Source organism: Micromonospora sp. NPDC005413, assembly GCF_040606435.1.
GTDB lineage: Bacteria > Actinomycetota > Actinomycetes > Mycobacteriales > Micromonosporaceae > Micromonospora.
This window is the reverse complement of the sequence record NZ_JBEXEV010000002.1, coordinates 597,230-613,726: the sequence shown is the minus strand read 5'-3', so window position 1 is coordinate 613,726 and position 16,497 is coordinate 597,230. Positions and strand designations below refer to the sequence as shown.

Genomic DNA, 16,497 nt, shown 5'->3' with positions numbered 1-16,497 from the left:
GCCACAACTGAGGAGCACCAAAAATGCCCACGCCCACCAAGGGCCCCCGCCTCGGCGGCAGCCCCTCGCACGAGCGGCTGATGCTGGCCAACCTGGCCACTGCGCTGTTCCAGCACGGCAAGATCCAGACCACTGAGACGAAGGCCCGGCGGCTGCGTCCGCTGGCCGAGCAGCTCATCACCAAGGCCAAGCGCGGTGACCTCGCCTCGCGGCGGCGGGTGCTGGGTGTCGTCAAGGACAAGGACGTGGTCTACGCCCTGTTCGACCAGATCGCGCCCCGCTACTCCAACCGCCCCGGCGGTTACACGCGGATCGTGAAGACCGGTCCGCGCAAGGGTGACAACGCGCCGATGGCAATCATCGAGCTGGTGGAGGAGCTTCAGGTCGCCGAGCCGAAGGCGAACAAGAAGACCGCCGCCCGCAAGGCCGCGCAGCAGGACAAGGTCGAGGCGCTCGCCCCGGCCGAGGAGACCCCGCAGTCGGCTCAGGCCGACCAGGACTCCGAGGCTCCGGTGTCGGCGTCCGGTGACACCGCCGCCGCCCGCGAGGACAGCGACGAGGCCACCGAGAACAAGGCCTGATCAAGGGCAACGTCGGGCCCGGCACCCCCATCGGGGTGCCGGGCCCGACCCGTAACAGGAGGTACGAGGTGGACGAGCGGATCCGGCTGCGGCTGGACGTCTCGTACGACGGCACGGGCTTTTCCGGCTGGGCTGCTCAGCCGACCCGGCGCACGGTCGCGGGGGTGCTCGTCGAGGCCGTGGACCTGGTCCTCGGCGCCGGCACGGCCACCGGACTGACGGTGGCCGGGCGGACCGACGCGGGGGTACACGCCACGGGGCAGGTCTGCCACCTGGACCTGCCCGTCGACGTGTGGCGGCAGCACGAGGGGCTGCTGCTGCGTCGCTTGGCCCGTCTGCTCCCCACCGACGTGCGCGTACGGGCGATGACCGAGGTACCGGCCGACTTCGACGCCCGGTTCTCGGCGACCTTCCGGCGCTATGAGTACCGGGTCACCGATGCGCCCTTCGGCGCCGAGCCGCTGCGCCGGCACGAGGTGCTGGCCTGGCCGAAGCCGCTGGACCTGGCCGCGCTGAATGCCGCGGCGACCGGCCTGGTGGGGGAGCACGACTTCGCCGCGTACTGCCGACGCAAGGAGAACGCGACCACGCTGCGCGAGGTGACTCGGCTGGACTGGCGTCGCGACCCGGATGGCATCCTGGTCGCCACCGTGCAGGCCGACGCGTTCTGCCAGGCGATGGTGCGCAGCCTGGTGGGGGCGATGCTGGTGGCCGGGGACGGCCGCCGCCCGGTCGAGTGGCCGGGCAGCCTGCTCACCCGTCAGGCTCGGTCCAGCGAGGTGACCGTGGCCCCCGCGCATGGGCTGACCCTGGTCGCGGTCGGCTACCCGGCCGATCCCGCCGAGTACGCCCGCCGCGCCGACCTCACCCGCCGGCTGCGGGTTCCGATCGAGGGCTGACCGCCGACGGCCTGCCGGGGATCAGTCGCCCGGCAGTTCGCTGCCGCCGGTGCTGCCGCCGGTGCTGCCGCCCTGGCTCCCGTTGTTGTCGGTCGGCGCGGCCGTCGGCTGCGCGGCTGTGCCACCGTCGGCCCGCTGTTGCAGCACGCCCCGGCTGAGGTGCAGCTCGATCATGTCGAACAGGATCTCGCGGACCTTGGTGTCACCCGCCTTGATCGCCGCCCCGTCCTCGCGGACCACCAGCGCGTACGCCAGGTAGTGACCCCGGACCTGCCAGCCGACCCGTGCCGGGGCGGTGGCCAGCACGTCGGTGCCGTCGCCGCCGGTGAGACCACGGAACCGGCCCTGCCGCTCGTCGAGCTGTTGCCGGATCCGGTCCCGGGCTCGCTCCGCGCTGACCTTGTCGGTGAGGTTGAACAAGCCGGCGGTGACCAGGTGGTCGCCGTCGGGCGTACGCAGCGTGGCCCGGACCACCTGGTTGCAGCCGAGCCGGACCAGCAGGTCGGCGACCTCGCCGGTGGCGGCGACGGCGCAACTGCCACTGGACTGTGTCTTGAGCACCTGGTAGCTAGGCTGGCCGGCGGTGAGTTTCAGTTCCTTGCCGGGGAAGAGTTCCTTGGCGGTGAGCGGGGCCTGGTCGGTGTCCCGGGAGTCGAGGGCCAGCCGTTCCGGCGCGGCGGACGTCGGGGCCGCGTTCGGCTGGTACGTCGGGGTGGCCTGTGGTTGCTGGTCACGGTCGATGAGCAGCGCGGCGGCACCCAGGCCGCAGAGGGCGAGCAGGACCAGGACGGCTGCGCCGCCGATCACCACCTGCCACAGCCGCCCGCCGTTGCGCCGGGTGGCGGGGTCCACCGGCTGCGCCGAGGTGTACACCTGGCTGCGGGGCGCTGCGGGCGGAATGTCGACACGGGCCGGCGGTGGCGGCGACGAGGGCAGCGAAAGCTGATTCGCCCGGGGCAGCGACGGCGTGGGGAAGCGTGACGGAGAGGGCCCGGCCGGCGGCGGCGGCCCGGCGCCGAGCACCGACAGGTCGGACCCGGGCTCCGGGTACTCCTCGAAAGCGTCCTCATCGGACTCGTACCGATACACCATGTCGCCCAGAGTAGGAGGCATTGTCCCTTTAGGGGGTAATATCGGGGAAATGTGCGCGTGGGCCGTGTCGTGGCCCGCCCCGGCCGGTGCGAGAATTGCCGGCGTGACCGGCGACCACTACTTCACCGCTCAACCCACCAGCGATGCTCCGGCGCGCGAGGTCGAGTTCTCCGTCGCCGACCGCGACTACCGGCTTGTCTCTGCCGGCGGGGTCTTCTCCGCCAGCCGGCTCGACCCTGGCACGGCGGTGCTCCTGCGCAAGGCCGAGCTGCCCGCCGTCGAGACCAGCGGCAACCTGCTCGACCTCGGCTGCGGGTTCGGGCCGATCAGCTGCGTACTGGCCGATTTCGCGCCGACGAGCACCGTCTGGGCCGTCGACGTCAACGCCCGTGCCCGCGAGCTGACCGCCGCCAACGCGGTCCGGATCGGCGCCGGTGACCGGGTCCGGGTCAGCGCGCCGGATGACGTGCCGCCAGACGTCCGGTTCGCCCAGCTCTGGTCCAACCCACCCATCCGGATCGGCAAGGACGGGCTGCACGACCTGCTGCTGCGCTGGCTGCCCCGGCTCGCACCGGACGGCGTCGGCTGGCTGGTGGTCGCCCGGCACCTCGGCGGCGACTCGCTGCAGCGCTGGCTCACCGAGCACAGCTGGCAGGTCGAGCGGTACGCCAGCCAGAAGGGCTTCCGGGTGCTGCGGGTCACCCGGTAATTGGATGTACCCCCCGAGCCTTGTTGGGGCAGGATCCCGTCGTGGGATACGTGGACGTGGCAGGGGTCGGGCACATTCTGCCCGACGGTCGGGAACTCTTCGCCGACGTGTCGTTCCGGGTCGGGGAGGGCGGCAAGGTCGCCCTGGTCGGGCCGAACGGCGCGGGGAAGACGACGCTGCTGCGGATGGTCGCCGGCGACCTGCCGGTGCGTAGCGGCGTCGTCGCACGGGCCGGCGGGCTGGGCGTGATGCGCCAGTTCATCGGCATGATCGGCGACGAGTCGACGCTCGCCGACCTGGCGTTGTCGCTGGCCCCGCCGTCGCTGCGCGACGCCGGCCGCCGGCTCGGCGAGACCGAGGCGGCCATGCGGGCGACCGAGGCCCACGGCAAGTTCAGCAACGCCGCGGGCAAGGCCCAGCTGGCGTACGCCGACGCGCTGGGCGCCTGGGGCGAGGCCGGCGGGTACGACGCCGAGGTGCTCTTCGACACCGTCGCGACCATCGTGCTCCACCTGCCCTGGGACGCGGTGCGGGACCGGCCGGTGCGTACGCTCTCCGGCGGCCAGCAGAAGCGCTTCGCGTTGGAGTTGCTGTTGCGCGGCCCGGACGAAGTGCTGCTGCTCGACGAGCCGGACAACTTCCTCGACGTGCCCGGCAAGCGCTGGCTGGAGGCGCGACTGCGCGAGTCGACCAAGTCGGTGCTCTACGTCTCGCACGACCGCGAGCTGCTGGCCCAGAGCGCCGACCGGGTGGTCGCCGTCGAGGGTGGCAGCGCCTGGGTGCACCCCGGCGGCTTCGCCAGCTGGCACTCCGCGCGGGTGGCTCGGCACGCCCGCCTGGACGAGCTGCGTCGGCGCTGGGACGAGGAGCACCAGAAGCTGCGCGAGCTGGTGCTGATGTACAAGCAGAAGGCGGCGTACAACGACGGGTTGGCCTCGCGCTACCAGGCCGCGCAGACCCGGCTGCGCAAGTTCGAGGAGGCCGGGCCGCCGCCCGTACCGCCAAAGGACCAGGACATCCGGATGCGGCTGAGCGGCGGGCGGACCGGCAAGCGGGCGGTCGTCTGCGAGCAGCTGGAGCTCGACGGCCTGACCTACCCCTTCGACCTGGAGATCTGGTACGGCGATCGGCTTGCGGTGCTCGGTGCCAACGGCACCGGCAAGTCGCACTTCCTGCGGCTGCTGGCCCGGGGCGGCACCGACCCCGACCCGGCGAACGGGCCGGTCGACGGGGCGGGCGCGCTCGCCCCGGTGGCACACGACGGCACGGCCCGGCTGGGCGCCCGGGTTCGCCCCGGGCACTTCTCCCAGACCCACGACCGGCCGGAGCTGATGTCCAAGACGCTGGTCGAGATCCTCTGGCGAGGTGACGAACACCGCACGGGGATGGACCGGCACGCGGCGATGGGGGTGCTCAGCCGCTACGAGCTGGCCGCGCAGGGCGACCAGCGCTTCGGCACGCTCTCCGGAGGGCAGCAGGCCCGTTTCCTGGTGCTGCTGCTGGAGTTGTCCGGGGCGACCCTGCTGCTGCTCGACGAGCCCACCGACAACCTCGACCTGGCCAGCGCGGAGGCGCTGGAGGCGGGCCTGAACGCGTTCGAGGGGACGGTGATCGCCGTCACCCACGACCGCTGGTTCACCCGCTCCTTCGACCGGTTCGTGCTGTTCGGCGGCGACAGCGAGGTGGTGGAGACCCCGGAACCGGTCTGGGACGTCGGCTGATCGGTCCCCGGGCGACGGTGCGTCCGGCCGGCATAGGGTGGATCTCGTGACTGAGATGACCTATCGCCGGCTGGGCGACTCCGGGCTCGTGGTGTCCGTGGTCGGCATCGGCTGCAACAACTTTGGCCGCAAGCTCGACCTCGACGGCACCCGGGCGGTGGTGGACGCGGCCCTGGACGCCGGGATCACCCTCTTCGACACCGCCGACATCTACGGCGAACCGCAGGGCGGTTCCGAGGAACTGCTCGGGCAGGCGCTCAAGGGACGCCGGGACGACGTGGTGGTGGCCACCAAGTTCGGCATGGACATGAACGGCCTCAACGGGCCGGACTTCGGCGCCCGAGGCTCGCGGCGTTACATCGCCCGAGCGGTCGAGGCGTCGCTGCGCCGGCTCGGCACCGACCACATCGACCTCTACCAGATGCACGAGCCCGACCCGGGCACCCCGATCGACGAGACGCTCGCCGCCCTCGACGACCTGGTTCGCGACGGCAAGGTGCGCTACCTGGGCAACTCCAACTTCGCCGGGTGGCAGATCGCCGACGCGGACTGGGTCGCCTCGTCCAACGGCCGGGCCCGCTTCATCAGCGCGCAGAACCACTACAGCCTGCTGGAGCGGTCCGTGGAGACCGAGGTGATCCCGGCCTGCGAGCGGTTCGGCCTCGGCATGCTGCCGTTCTTCCCGCTCGCCAACGGCCTGCTCACCGGCAAGTACAAGCGCGAGGGTCAACCGCCGGCCGGCAGCCGGCTCTCCGGCGGTGGCCGGTACGCCGAGCGGCTCGCCGCAGCCGACTGGGACACCATCGAGGCGATCGAGGCGTACGCGGCCGAGCGAGGGCTGACCATGCTCCAGGTGGCGATCGGCGGGCTGGCCGCCCAGCCGGCGGTGACCTCGGTGATCGCCGGTGCCACCACGCCCGAGCAGGTACGCGCCAACGCCGCCGCCGGCACCTGGGAGCCCAGCGACGAGGACCTGGCGGCGCTGCGCGCCATCCTCTGAGCCCGCGACGGCGAGCGCGGATCCGTTCCCGGAAACCGGAGTGCCCTTGGTCGAGGGCACCCCGGCTTTCCGGGACGTCGCGTCGATCAGTCCTTCTGTGTACCGGTGCGGCGGCGGCCGAGCAGTATGCCCACACCCATCGCGGCGGCGACGAGCACGAGGCCGGCCGCTCCGACCGTCCACCACCAGGTGATTCCCTCGCCCGACTCTCTGTCGCGGTCGGCCGTCGGCGAGGGTGACTGGCTCGGGGCCAGCTCCTGTGCCTTCGCCTGCACCGTGGCGGTGGCCTCGCTCTGGTGCGGAGCGGGGGCGCTCACCTTCACCCGCCAACTGCCGGCGGAGAGCAGCGGACCGGTGGTGTAGAAGCCCTGGCCCTCGGGTGCCGGTTCGAGTTGCACCGGCCCGAGCTGTTGTCCGTCCGGGCCGGTGGCGGTGAGGATCAACCGCACCAGCTTGTCCAGCCGACGGCCATCGGCGTAGGTGGCCTGGATGGTGACCCCCTCGGCCCCGTCGCCGGCAACCGCCAGCTTGAGTTTGTCGGCCTGAGCGGCCGCCGGGGTCGCGGCGACCAGGGTCAGGGCCAGTCCGGCGAACACGGCGGCCAGCACCTTGCGGATACCCGTCACGGACATCTCCCCACTACGGATGAGGGAGGCCCCTCCCCGACGCCGCAGCGTCGGGGAGGGGCCTCGTCGGATCAGAGCTGGCGACCGGGTGCGAGCCGGGTGGCATCGCCACCGAGCCGCCCGGTGCCCTTGACCGATTCGCCGTCGTTCGCCTTGACCCCGGCCTTGCTGGCCGCGCCGCCGAGCCGAACGATCATGGCGTCGGCGTCCCGGATCAGAACGTCCCGGATCTCCGCCTCGGCCACCAGCGTGGCATCGGCGGCGAGCGCCCGGAACGCGGTCAGCTGCCTGACCGCCACCTTGTCGTCGCCGGCCGCCTCGGACTTACGAACAGCGTCGAGCTTGTTCGACAACTGCTTGTGCGCCTTGGTCGACAGCCGACCCGTGGCCTTGAACCGGTCCAGCAGGCTCTGCATGTCCCGGAACGAGGTGGTGACGAAGAACCGGACCGTCGAGGTGGTCTTGTTGCCCGCCTTGTCGGTCGCGGTCACGGTCAGCTCGTGCAGGCCGAGCGGCAGCTCGTACATGGCCTGCAGAGTGCCGCTGGCGTACGCCTCGCCGTCCAACTGGCCGACCACGGTCGCGATGCCCGAGGTCGGGTCGACGGCCTGCCAGGACACCCGCACGTCCTGGCTGTCGCCGTAGAGCTGGCCGTCGGCGATCCCGGACACCAGCAGTGTCGGCTTGGTGCCGTCGATGCGCAGCACCGCCGACTTGAGCGTCTCGACGTTGCCCGCCTTGTCGGCCGAGCGGAACAGCAGCTCGTGCTGCCCGTCACCGGTCACCTCGACCGGCGTCGTGTACGACGCCCACGCGCCACCGTCCAGCGACCACTCCACCGTCTTGACGCCGGAACCGGCATCGGTCGAGGTCAGCACGACCGGGATCGTCCCGTTGTGCCAGCCGGCGTCGTTCGCCGGAGCGAACGTCGCCGAGGTCACCGGCGCGGTGGCGTCGATCTTGACCGAGACGGTCTTCGTCGACTCCACGTTGCCCGCCTGGTCCGTCGAGCGGAACCGCAGCTCGTGCTCGCCGTCCCCGGTGACCTGCACCGGTGCCGTGTAGTCCGTCCAGGTGGTGGCCCCGTCCAGCTGGTACGCCGTGCCGGCGAGCCCGCTACCGCCGGCCTCGTCGGCACCGGTGAGCGTGATCGTCACCGGCCCGGTGTGCCACCCGTCGGTCGGGGTGCCCGAAACCGCCGCCGTGGTAACCGGCGCGGTCTCGTCGGCCACCTCCGTGCTGAGCCGGAAGTAGTCGAACGAGGCGGTCTTCGAGGCCGTCTGGTTGGCGCCGAGGGTGAACAGCCCGACCTTCGGGGTGGCACCGACCGCACTGTTGGTCAGCGCCGTCAACGCGGTCCAGGTCGTGCCGTCCGCCGAGTACGACGCGGTGAACGTGTCGCCGGTGCGGGCCAGCCGCAGATGCCACACGGCATCGGTCAGGTTGGCCGCCTCGGGCTGCGGGTTCTGGACCGTCCCGGCGATCTCGCTGCGGAACTCGATCCGCCGCGTCACCGTCTGGCCGGCCTGGTTGTCCGCGATGAAGTCGAACTTCAGGTAGTTGTCGTCGTCCGCCTGCACGAGCAGACCGGCCTGCTGGTACTGCTCGTTCAGCAGGCTGCCGTCGACCTTCGTCTCCAGGGTCCAGTCGCCGGACGGCGCGGTCTGGAGGATGAAGTTCTTCGGCCCGGTGTTGTCGGTGCCGTAGATGTCACCGTTGGGCACGTCGATCCGCAGCGCGCCACCGGTGACCCGGTAACCCGTCGGGTCCTCCCGCAGGATCGCGTCCCACCGGCACTTGTCCAGCGAGCTGCCGGTGAACTCGTCCGACGGCTCGACCGGCCCGGCCGGGGCGTCCGGCGTGACCTGGAACGAGTCGAAGGCCGCGTCGACCACTGGCGCCTCGGTGCCGCCGTTGAGCGCGAAGACCCCGATCCGTGGGTTGGTGATGCCGGCGAGCGCGGCCGACCGGCCGACCGGGGTGAAGGTCTGCCCGTCGCCCGAGGCGGACGCGGTCAGGTTCGTCCCGTCGCTGGTGATCCGCAGGTACACGGTGTCACCCGCCGGTGCGGCGGCGCTGTCGGCAGCATCGTTGCGCGGCGTACCGGCCGTCTCCCGGATGAACTCCACCCGCCGACTGCCGTTGTACAGCAGGTCGAGCTTGGCGTAGTTGTCGTCGTCGCCGTACACGAGAACGCCAGCCTGCTGGTAGTTGGCCGTCACCGGCAGGGTGACCTTGGTGGTCATCTCCCAGGCACCGGTCGGAGCCGCCTGGAGCACCAGGTTGGTGGCATCGTTGCGAGCGCCGTAGAGGTCACCCACGCCGGTGGGCAGCCGCAGCGAGCCGCCACTGACCGAGTAGAGCTGGTTCTCCCGGACCACGCTGGTCCACCGGCCCTTGTCGAGGCTGGTGCCGTTGAAGTCGTCCGAACGCGCCCCGAAGCAGGACGTGTCCGGAGCGTCCACCCGCACCGGCACCGCGGCGTAGGCCTTGGCACCCTTGCTGTCGGTCACCGTGAGGGTGGCCGTGAAGGTGCCCGGGGTGGTGTAGGTGTGGCTGGCGTCCAGGGTGGCCGCCGTGCCTCCGTCACCGAAGTCCCAGGCGTACGTCAGAGGGGTGTCTCCCTCGGCGTCGGTGGCCGTGCCGTCGAAGGCGACGGTGACCGGCGCGGTGCCGGTGGCCGGGGTGGCGGTGGCGCTGACCACCGGCGGCGCGTTCTCGGTGACGCCGCGGCCGACGAAGTCCATCCAGTTGACGTTGAACAGCGAGCCTGTCCCGCCGTTCGGATCGCGGGCCAGGAAGTACAGCGAGCCGCTTGCGGCACCGGTGACCGGCGCGCTCACGTCCGTGTACGTCTGCCACGCGCCGGTCGCCGGCACGGTGGCCGTGGCGACCACCGGTCCGTCAACCGCGCCCGCGCGGACCTCGATCCGACCGCCAGCGGCGGCCGAGGCGGCCCGGAACCGGATCTCGGTGATGTTGGTCAGGTCCGCCGGGGCGACCGACCACCAGTCGCCGTCCTCGATGAACCCGATGTTCTGGCCGCCGCCGGCGGTGTCGGCGCCGGTCTCCCGCTGCACACCGGCGTCTCCGCCGCCGGTGCTCACCGGCGCACGCCCGGTGGCGGTGAAGTACTCGGCCTGCTTCTGCTTCGGCTGAAGGATCTCGATGGCCCGGCCGGTGAGCGGGCCGGACCCGCCAGCGCCGCCCTTGTCGGTGTAGGTGGCCTCGAAGACCGCGAACACGTTCGCCTCGGCGCCGTGCCCGGAGGCGAGCGACGTCTGGACGGTGCCGGTGCAGCCGGTGTGCTGCTCCAGCGGGTGGGCGTGCTCGTCGTGACCGAGCAGCACCTGCAACTGCACCCGGTCGCAGTCGATCTGCCCGTCCTCCGGGTCGGTCGCCTTGATCGTGTAGCGGACCTGGTCACCCCAGTTGAAGAAGCCACCGTCCGGCGGGAACTCGATGGTCACCGTCGGTGCGGTGTTGCCCACGGTGACCGGCACGTTGGCCACCGCGGTACGGCCCTTCGGGTTGGTGACGGTGAGCTGGGCGGTGAAGCTGCCCGCCGTCGCGTACGTGTGCGTCGGGTTGGCCTCGGTCGAGGTCTGCCCGTCGCCGAAGGTCCAGGCGTAGGTGAGCGCGCCACCGTCCGGGTCCCGGGAGCCGGCGCTGGAGAAGGTGACCGTCAACGGTGCCGGCCCCGAGGTCGGGGTGGCGGCCGCTGCCGCGATCGGCGCGCGGTCACCGGCCGTGTAGTCGATCCGGTAGACGCCGGAGTTGTCGTTGTTGCCACCGAAGCCGCTGCCCCACTCGATCAGGTACAGCGCGCCGTCCGGGCCGAACTCGAAGTCCATCGGCCGGACCATGCTCATCCCGGTGAGCAACTGGTTGATGTCCACCAACGACTTACCGTCGGCGGTCAGCTGCATCGTGTACATCTTCGACTGGTTCCACTCGCCGAGCAGCGCCTTGCCGTCGTAGTAGGCCGGCCACTTCCGGTTGGAGTTGAGGTCGGCGTCGTACCGGTAGACCGGGCCGCCCATCGGGGCGCCGCCGCCGCCGATCTCCGGGTACCGCGCGTCACCGGCGTACCCGTAGTCGACGGTCGCCGGAACGACCGGCGGGAGGTTGGTCAGGCCGGTGTTGTTGGGCGAGTTGTTCACCGGCGCAGCGCAGTCGAACTTCGCGCCGCTCGGACCGGACGGGAACGTGTAGTCGTTGTACGCCTCGTTCGTCCCCGTGCAGTACGGCCAGCCGTAGTTGCCGGGGGTGACGACGTTCCACTCGACCAGGCCCCGGGGGCCCCGGGTCGGGTTGTCCGCGTTGGCGTCCGGGCCGTAGTCCGCGACGTACAGCGTGTTGGTCTTCGGGTCCGTGCCGATCCGGAACGGGTTGCGGAAGCCCATCGCGTAGATCTCGGAACGGGTCTTCTCGGTGCCCGGCGCGAAGAGGTTGCCCGACGGGACGGTGTACGTGCCGTCGTCCTCCGGGTGGATCCGGATCACCTTGCCGCGCAGGTCGTTGGTGTTGCCGGAGGTGCGCTGCGAGTCGTAGTCCTGGCGGCCCGGCCGCTCGTCGATCGGCGTGTACGCGCTCGACTCGAACGGGTTGGTGTTGTCACCGGTGGCCAGGTAGAGGTTGCCCTCACCGTCGAAGGTCATGCTGCCGCCTGCGTGGCAGCAGGTGTTGCGCTGGGTGTCGACCCGCAGCACCTGCTTCTCACTGGCCGGGTCGATGGTGTCGCCGGTCACCGTGAATCGGGACAGCAGGTTGCGGGCGACCCCGTCGTTCGGGGCGTAGTAGAGATACACCCACTTGTTGGTGGCGAAGTCAGGGTCGAGCCGGATGCCGATGAGGCCGTCCTCGTTGCCGGTGAAGACGTCCAGGTCGACGGCGGTGACGGTGCTGCTGGTGTCCGGCTTGACGATCTGCACGCGACCGTCGCGCTCGATGTAGAAGACCCGCCCGTCGGGGGCGATGTCCAGCTCCATCGGGTTGCTGGTGTTGCTGTCCAGCGTGACCTTCTCGAAGTTCGCGGTCTTCGAGGCGCCGCAGTCACCGGCCTCGACACCGGCCGCGGTCCGGATGCCGCCGAGCAGGTGGGAGAGGAACTCGGGCTCGGCGTACGACTCCCGGGTGTGCCCGCCTCCGGTGTACCAGGATCGGCCACCGTCGAAGTCCTGGCACCAGGCGATCGGGTGGTCGGCACCCATCGCGCCGGCGCCCGCGGTGTAGCTCTTCTCGTCCAGGCTGGCGAGCACGTGCACGTCCGGCCGGGGGTTGGTCTGGTAGTTGTACCACTCGTCGAACCGGGACCAGCGGTCCGGCAGTTCGGCCGTGGACGGGTGGGCGTGGTCCTCCACCTTGACCGTGGCCTGCTGGTTCGCCGGGTGGTTGGCGAAGTACGCGCCGACCAGATCGCCGTACCAGCCCCAGCTGTACTCGGTGTCCGACGCGGCGTGGATGCCGACGTAACCGCCACCGGCACGGACGTAGCGCTCGAACGCCGCCTGCTGCTCGGCGTCGAGGACGTCACCGGTGGTGGAGAGCCAGATCACCGCCTTGTACTTCGCCAGGTTGGCGTCGCTGAATGCGGCACCGTCCTCAGAGTTGTCCACGGTGAATCCGTTGGCGACGCCGAGCTGTTGGATGGCGGCGACCCCGGTGGGGATGGAGTCGTGCCGGAAGCCGGCGGTCTTGGAGAAGACGAGGACGGAGAAGGGATCGTCGGCGGCCTTTGCCGGCTTCGGCACCACCTGGGTGACCGGGGCTGCGGCGGGCGCCTCTCGCGGGGGGACCTGCGCGGCGGCCGGAGCCGCCTGCGCGGGCATGCCGAACAGGGTCGTCGAGGCGACAGCCAGGGAGATCAGAGTCGCGGTGATGGGTACGCGGGCACGACGAGAACGGGGCACGCCGCCTCCTATGTCGCAGTGGACAGGGATCGCGGGGCCGGCTCGCCGAAGACCGTCCCGGATGGAGCCGGTGGTGACACCGTGCCAGGGTGTCCACACCAGCATTTTGTCGAATCGCTAAACAAATTAATTCGGCTTGCCCAATGTCCGGCAAGATGCCGGCGGGTAACGGTTCTGCAACGGCAGGCGACATTCCGAACAGGACCACATGAAGTGCCCCATGTATCTCGCTCTTTTCGGCGCGGTCCGGCCCACCGGCCGCCGCCGCCCCCGCCTTGGCAGACCGGAGGATCTGTCGTACGGTGACACGCAAGTAACCCACGGGAGTCCGGTGTACCGGGCTGAGAGGGGGGCTGACAGCCCCCGACCGTCGAACCTGATCCGGGTAATGCCGGCGCAGGGAGGAGCGTTGCCGTGCCGTCCCTAGGACGACTGCATCTGATCACCGACACCCGACCCGGGCGGGACCCACTCACCGTGGTCCGGGCCGCCCTCACGGCGGCCCGCGCCGACCTGGTGGTGCAGGTCCGGGTCGAGGATTCCGCCACCGACCGCGAGGCGTACGACCTGGCCCAGCTGGTGCTGGCGCTCTGCACGCCGTACGGGGCGACCTGCCTGGTCAACGACCGGTTGCACGTGGCGCTGGCGGTGGGCGCCGCCGGCGGGCACGTCGGAGCGGACGACCTGCCGGTCGCCGCCGCCCGCCGGGTGCTCGGCCCCACCGGCGTGCTGGGAGCCACCGCCCGCGGGCCGGGAACGGCGACCGAGGCCGTCACGGCGGGAGCCAGCTACCTGGGCGTCGGGCCGTGCCACACCACCAGCACCAAGTTCGGCCTGCCGGACCCGATCGGCCCTGCGGGGGTACGCGCGGTCACCGACGCCGTTGACGTGCCGGTCATCGCGATCGGCGGAGTGACCGCCGCCCGGGTGCCGGCTCTGCGAGCCGCCGGGGCGTACGGGGTGGCGGTCGTCGGTGCCCTCTCGGCTGCCGCCGACCCGGCGCGGGCGACCGCCGAGCTGATCGAGGCCCTGACGTGCTGACCGGCCGGTTCCCGTCACCGCGATCGAGCGACCGGGCCCGGCCGGACGTGGCGGTGGTGGGAGCGGGGCCGATCGGGCTGGCCATCGCCTGGCGCTGCGCCGCCCGTGGGCTGCGGGTGGCGGTGCACGATCCGGCGTCCGGCTCGGGGGCGTCGGCGGTCGCCGCCGGCATGCTCTCCCCGGTCGCCGAGGCGTACTTCGGTGAGCGGCAGCTGACCGGGCTGCTGCTGGCGTCCGCCGCCCGCTGGCCGGAGTTCGCCGCCGAGCTGAGCGAGGCGACCGGCGCCGAGATCGGCTACCGGACCGAGGGCACCCTGATGGTCGGGCTGACCGGCGACGACCTGGCCGAGGCGCGCCGGCTCTGGGCGTACCAGCAGGGGTTGGGCCTGCCCGTGACCCCTCTGCGCCCCAGCGAGCTGCGCGACCGCGAGCCGGCGCTCGCCCCACGGGTGCGCGGCGGCGCGCTCGCGCCCACCGACCACCTGGTCGACCCCCGATTGCTGGTGCCGGCGCTGCGGACGGCCGCGCAGCGGGCCGGCGCGGTGCTCGTACCGCAAGCGGTTCACCAATTGTCCGAGGTGGACGCACGGATCACCGTGGTCGCCGCCGGCTGCGGGGCCGCCGCACTCACCAGCCTGCCCGTGCGGCCGGTGAAGGGCCAGATCCTCCGGCTACGCGCGCCCGATGGCGGCGCGCCGGGCTTCCGACACGTGATCCGGGGGTACGCCGACGGCGAACCCGTCTACCTGGTGCCCCGCGCCGACGGCGAGGTCGTGCTCGGCGCGACGGTCGAGGAGCGGTCGGACACCACGATCACCGCCAGTGCCGTGCAGCGCCTGCTCCGTGCCGGCATCGACCTGCTGCCCGAGCTGGCCGAGTACGACCTGGTCGAGGCGATCGCCGGGCTGCGCCCGGGCACCCCGGACAACGCGCCCATCCTCGGGCCGCTGCCCGGCCGGCCGGACGTCCTGGCCGCCACCGGGCATCACCGGCACGGCATCGTGCTCACCCCGATCACCGCCGACCTGATCGCCGACCTGGTGCTCACCGGCGTACCCGACCCGCTGCTCGCGCCCTTCGGGCCTGACCGGTTTCCCGCCGGCGCCAAGGCTGGGCCTGGTGCGGCCGGGCACGGTGCGGCCGGGCCTGGTGCGGCCGGGCCTGGTACGGCTGGGCCTGGTGCGGCTGGGCCTTTCGCGGCCGGGTCGGGCGGACCTGAACGGACGATGGAGGGGGACCGGTGGAGTTGACGGTGAACGGGGCCGGACGCAGCGTCCCCGGTGGTGCGTCGGTGGCGGACCTGGTCCGCGACATCGTGCCTGAGCAGCGTGGAGTGGCGGTCGCGGTCAACGGCGAGGTGGTGCCCCGCGCAGCATGGTCGGCCACGGTGCTGCGCGACGGTGACCAGGTCGAGGTGCTCACCGCGGCGCAGGGCGGGTGAGCGGCGTGCCCTTCGAGCTGGGTGGGGTGACGTTCACGTCGCGGCTGATCCTCGGCACCGGCGGCGCCGCGAACCTGCACGTGCTGGAGCAGGCGATCCGGGCGTCCGGCACCGAGCTGGTCACCCTGGCGCTGCGCCGGGTGGGCACGGCGCCGGGCTCCACCGGCGGGCTGCTGGAGCTGCTGGACCGGTGCGGGGTACGGCTGCTGCCGAACACCGCCGGCTGCCACACCGCGACCGAGGCGGTGAAGGTGGCCCGGCTGGCCCGGGACGCGTTCGACACCGAATGGATCAAGCTGGAGGTGATCGGTGACGAGCGGACGCTGCTGCCCGACGGGGTGGAGTTGCTGCGCGCCGCCGAGGAGTTGGTCGCCGACGGTTTCACCGTCCTGCCGTACACCAGCGACGACCCGGTGCTCGCCCGCCGGCTCGCCGACGTGGGCTGTGCCGCGGTGATGCCGGCCGGCTCACCGATCGGTTCGGGGCTCGGCATCGGCAACCCGCACCACATTCGGCTCATCCGTCAGGGTGTGGACGTGCCGGTGATCCTCGACGCCGGCATCGGCACCGCCTCCGACGCGGCCCTGGCCATGGAGTTGGGCTGCGACGCGGTGCTGCTGGCGAGCGCGGTAACCCGGGCGGCGGACCCGGTGGCGATGGCGACCGCGATGCGCTACGCCGTCGAGGCGGGGCAGCTGGCCGCAGGCGCCGGTCGAATCGCCCGTCGCTTCCACGCGCTTCCCTCCACACCCGACGAGGGAAGACCCGACCTGTGACCGGCGAACGCGGATGGGCGCCGCTGGAAGATCTTGGAAGCAAACCGCCCGTCGAGGGGCCGATTCCTTCCAAGATCTCGTCGGCGACCGTGCCGTCGGGCGTCGTGGTGTTGACGGATCGGCTGATGGCGCGAAGAGGGCTTGACCGGGTTGTGGCGAGGGCTGTGGCCGGGGGAGTGCGCTGGGTGGTGCTGCGGGAGAAGGACCTGCCCCGCGCCGAGCGCACCGCCTTAGCGGCCGACCTGCGGGCGATCCTCGTCGACGTCGGCGGAACCCTCATCGTGGCCGGCCCCGACCCGCTCGGCGGCGACGCCGTCCACCTGCCCGCCGCCGGCCCGTACCCACCGCCGACCCACCAACTGGTCGGCCGCTCCTGCCACAACCACACCGAGCTGCGCCGACTGACCACTGAGCACTACGCCACCGTCTCCCCGATCTACCCCACCAGAACAAAACCCGGCTACGGCCCACCCCTCGGACCAGGCGGCCTGCGAAAGCTGATCCACAACAGCCCAGTTCCCACCCTTGCGCTGGGCGGAGTGGAAACACCACACCAGGTCACCGCCTGCGTCGAGGCGGGAGCCGTCGGAGTGGCAGTGCTAGGCGCGATCATGCGAGCCCAAGACCCCGCCGAAACAGCCACCGAGCTGACCAGAGCCTTCAAAGAGGCGGTCACCCCCAAGCCCTCCCACAGCCGGC

Annotated in this window: 12 protein-coding genes, 1 pseudogene and 1 riboswitch; of the genes and pseudogenes, 10 read left to right on the top strand and 3 right to left on the bottom strand. The window is 71.8% G+C overall.

Features of this window, described 5'->3' with window-relative positions; all coding sequences use genetic code 11:
* Positions 1-23: 23 nt before the first annotated feature.
* Both rplQ and truA read left to right on the top strand, forming a co-directional pair.
* Complete coding sequence (gene rplQ, locus ABZS37_RS05595; RefSeq protein ID WP_355165817.1) at positions 24-581, top strand: 50S ribosomal protein L17; 558 nt, start codon at positions 24-26, stop codon at positions 579-581.
* 68 nt (positions 582-649) lie between these two features.
* Entirely contained in the window at positions 650-1,480 is an 831-nt protein-coding gene (truA, locus tag ABZS37_RS05590) for a tRNA pseudouridine(38-40) synthase TruA (RefSeq protein ID WP_355165815.1), read from the top strand.
* A gap of 21 nt (positions 1,481-1,501) precedes the next feature.
* On the opposite strand, the gene ABZS37_RS05585 is transcribed toward truA, so the two are convergent.
* Positions 1,502-2,572, bottom strand: a complete 1,071-nt coding sequence (locus ABZS37_RS05585) for a hypothetical protein (protein ID WP_355165813.1) — start codon at positions 2,570-2,572, stop codon at positions 1,502-1,504.
* Between the two features lie 103 nt (positions 2,573-2,675).
* Here ABZS37_RS05585 and ABZS37_RS05580 point away from each other — a divergent pair, with 103 nt between their 5' ends.
* Genes ABZS37_RS05580 through ABZS37_RS05570 form a run of 3 tightly spaced genes read left to right on the top strand, consistent with a single transcriptional unit; the run spans position 2,676 to position 6,002 of the window.
* Positions 2,676-3,281: a methyltransferase gene (locus ABZS37_RS05580; protein ID WP_355165811.1), complete on the top strand. Its 606-nt coding sequence runs from the start codon at positions 2,676-2,678 to the stop codon at positions 3,279-3,281.
* A gap of 41 nt (positions 3,282-3,322) precedes the next feature.
* Positions 3,323-5,002, top strand: coding sequence for an ATP-binding cassette domain-containing protein (locus ABZS37_RS05575; protein ID WP_354995037.1), 1,680 nt, complete (start codon positions 3,323-3,325; stop codon positions 5,000-5,002).
* Between the two features lie 37 nt (positions 5,003-5,039).
* Positions 5,040-6,002, top strand: coding sequence for an aldo/keto reductase (locus tag ABZS37_RS05570; RefSeq protein WP_354995038.1), 963 nt, complete (start codon positions 5,040-5,042; stop codon positions 6,000-6,002).
* An 86-nt stretch (positions 6,003-6,088) separates the two neighbouring features.
* Here the strand turns inward: ABZS37_RS05570 and ABZS37_RS05565 are convergent, their stop codons facing one another.
* Together ABZS37_RS05565 and ABZS37_RS05560 are read right to left on the bottom strand one after the other, a co-directional pair.
* Entirely contained in the window at positions 6,089-6,634 is a 546-nt protein-coding gene (locus ABZS37_RS05565; protein WP_355165809.1) for a hypothetical protein, read from the bottom strand.
* Positions 6,635-6,699: 65 nt separating this feature from the next.
* Positions 6,700-12,540 (bottom strand): ThuA domain-containing protein, encoded by a 5,841-nt coding sequence (locus ABZS37_RS05560; protein ID WP_355165807.1) that lies wholly within the window; start codon positions 12,538-12,540, stop codon positions 6,700-6,702.
* A 310-nt stretch (positions 12,541-12,850) separates the two neighbouring features.
* Positions 12,851-12,960: riboswitch (TPP riboswitch) on the top strand.
* Here ABZS37_RS05560 and thiE point away from each other — a divergent pair.
* The 5 genes and pseudogenes from thiE to ABZS37_RS05535 all read left to right on the top strand — a co-directional run.
* A complete protein-coding gene (thiE, locus tag ABZS37_RS05555; RefSeq protein ID WP_355165805.1) occupies positions 12,955-13,581 on the top strand; it encodes a thiamine phosphate synthase in 627 nt (208 codons plus the stop codon). It overlaps the preceding riboswitch by 6 nt.
* Positions 13,578-14,831, top strand: coding sequence for a glycine oxidase ThiO (gene thiO, locus ABZS37_RS05550; RefSeq protein ID WP_355165917.1), 1,254 nt, complete (start codon positions 13,578-13,580; stop codon positions 14,829-14,831). The genes thiE and thiO overlap by 4 nt, the downstream gene beginning before the upstream one ends.
* Complete coding sequence (thiS, locus tag ABZS37_RS05545) at positions 14,822-15,022, top strand: sulfur carrier protein ThiS (protein ID WP_355165803.1); 201 nt, start codon at positions 14,822-14,824, stop codon at positions 15,020-15,022. The genes thiO and thiS overlap by 10 nt, the downstream gene beginning before the upstream one ends.
* Complete coding sequence (locus ABZS37_RS05540; RefSeq protein WP_355165801.1) at positions 15,019-15,798, top strand: thiazole synthase; 780 nt, start codon at positions 15,019-15,021, stop codon at positions 15,796-15,798. Before thiS ends, ABZS37_RS05540 begins: the two co-directional genes overlap by 4 nt.
* 125 nt (positions 15,799-15,923) lie before the next feature.
* Positions 15,924-16,427, top strand: a pseudogene (locus ABZS37_RS05535) (thiamine phosphate synthase); the annotation flags it as partial.
* Positions 16,428-16,497: the final 70 nt, after the last annotated feature.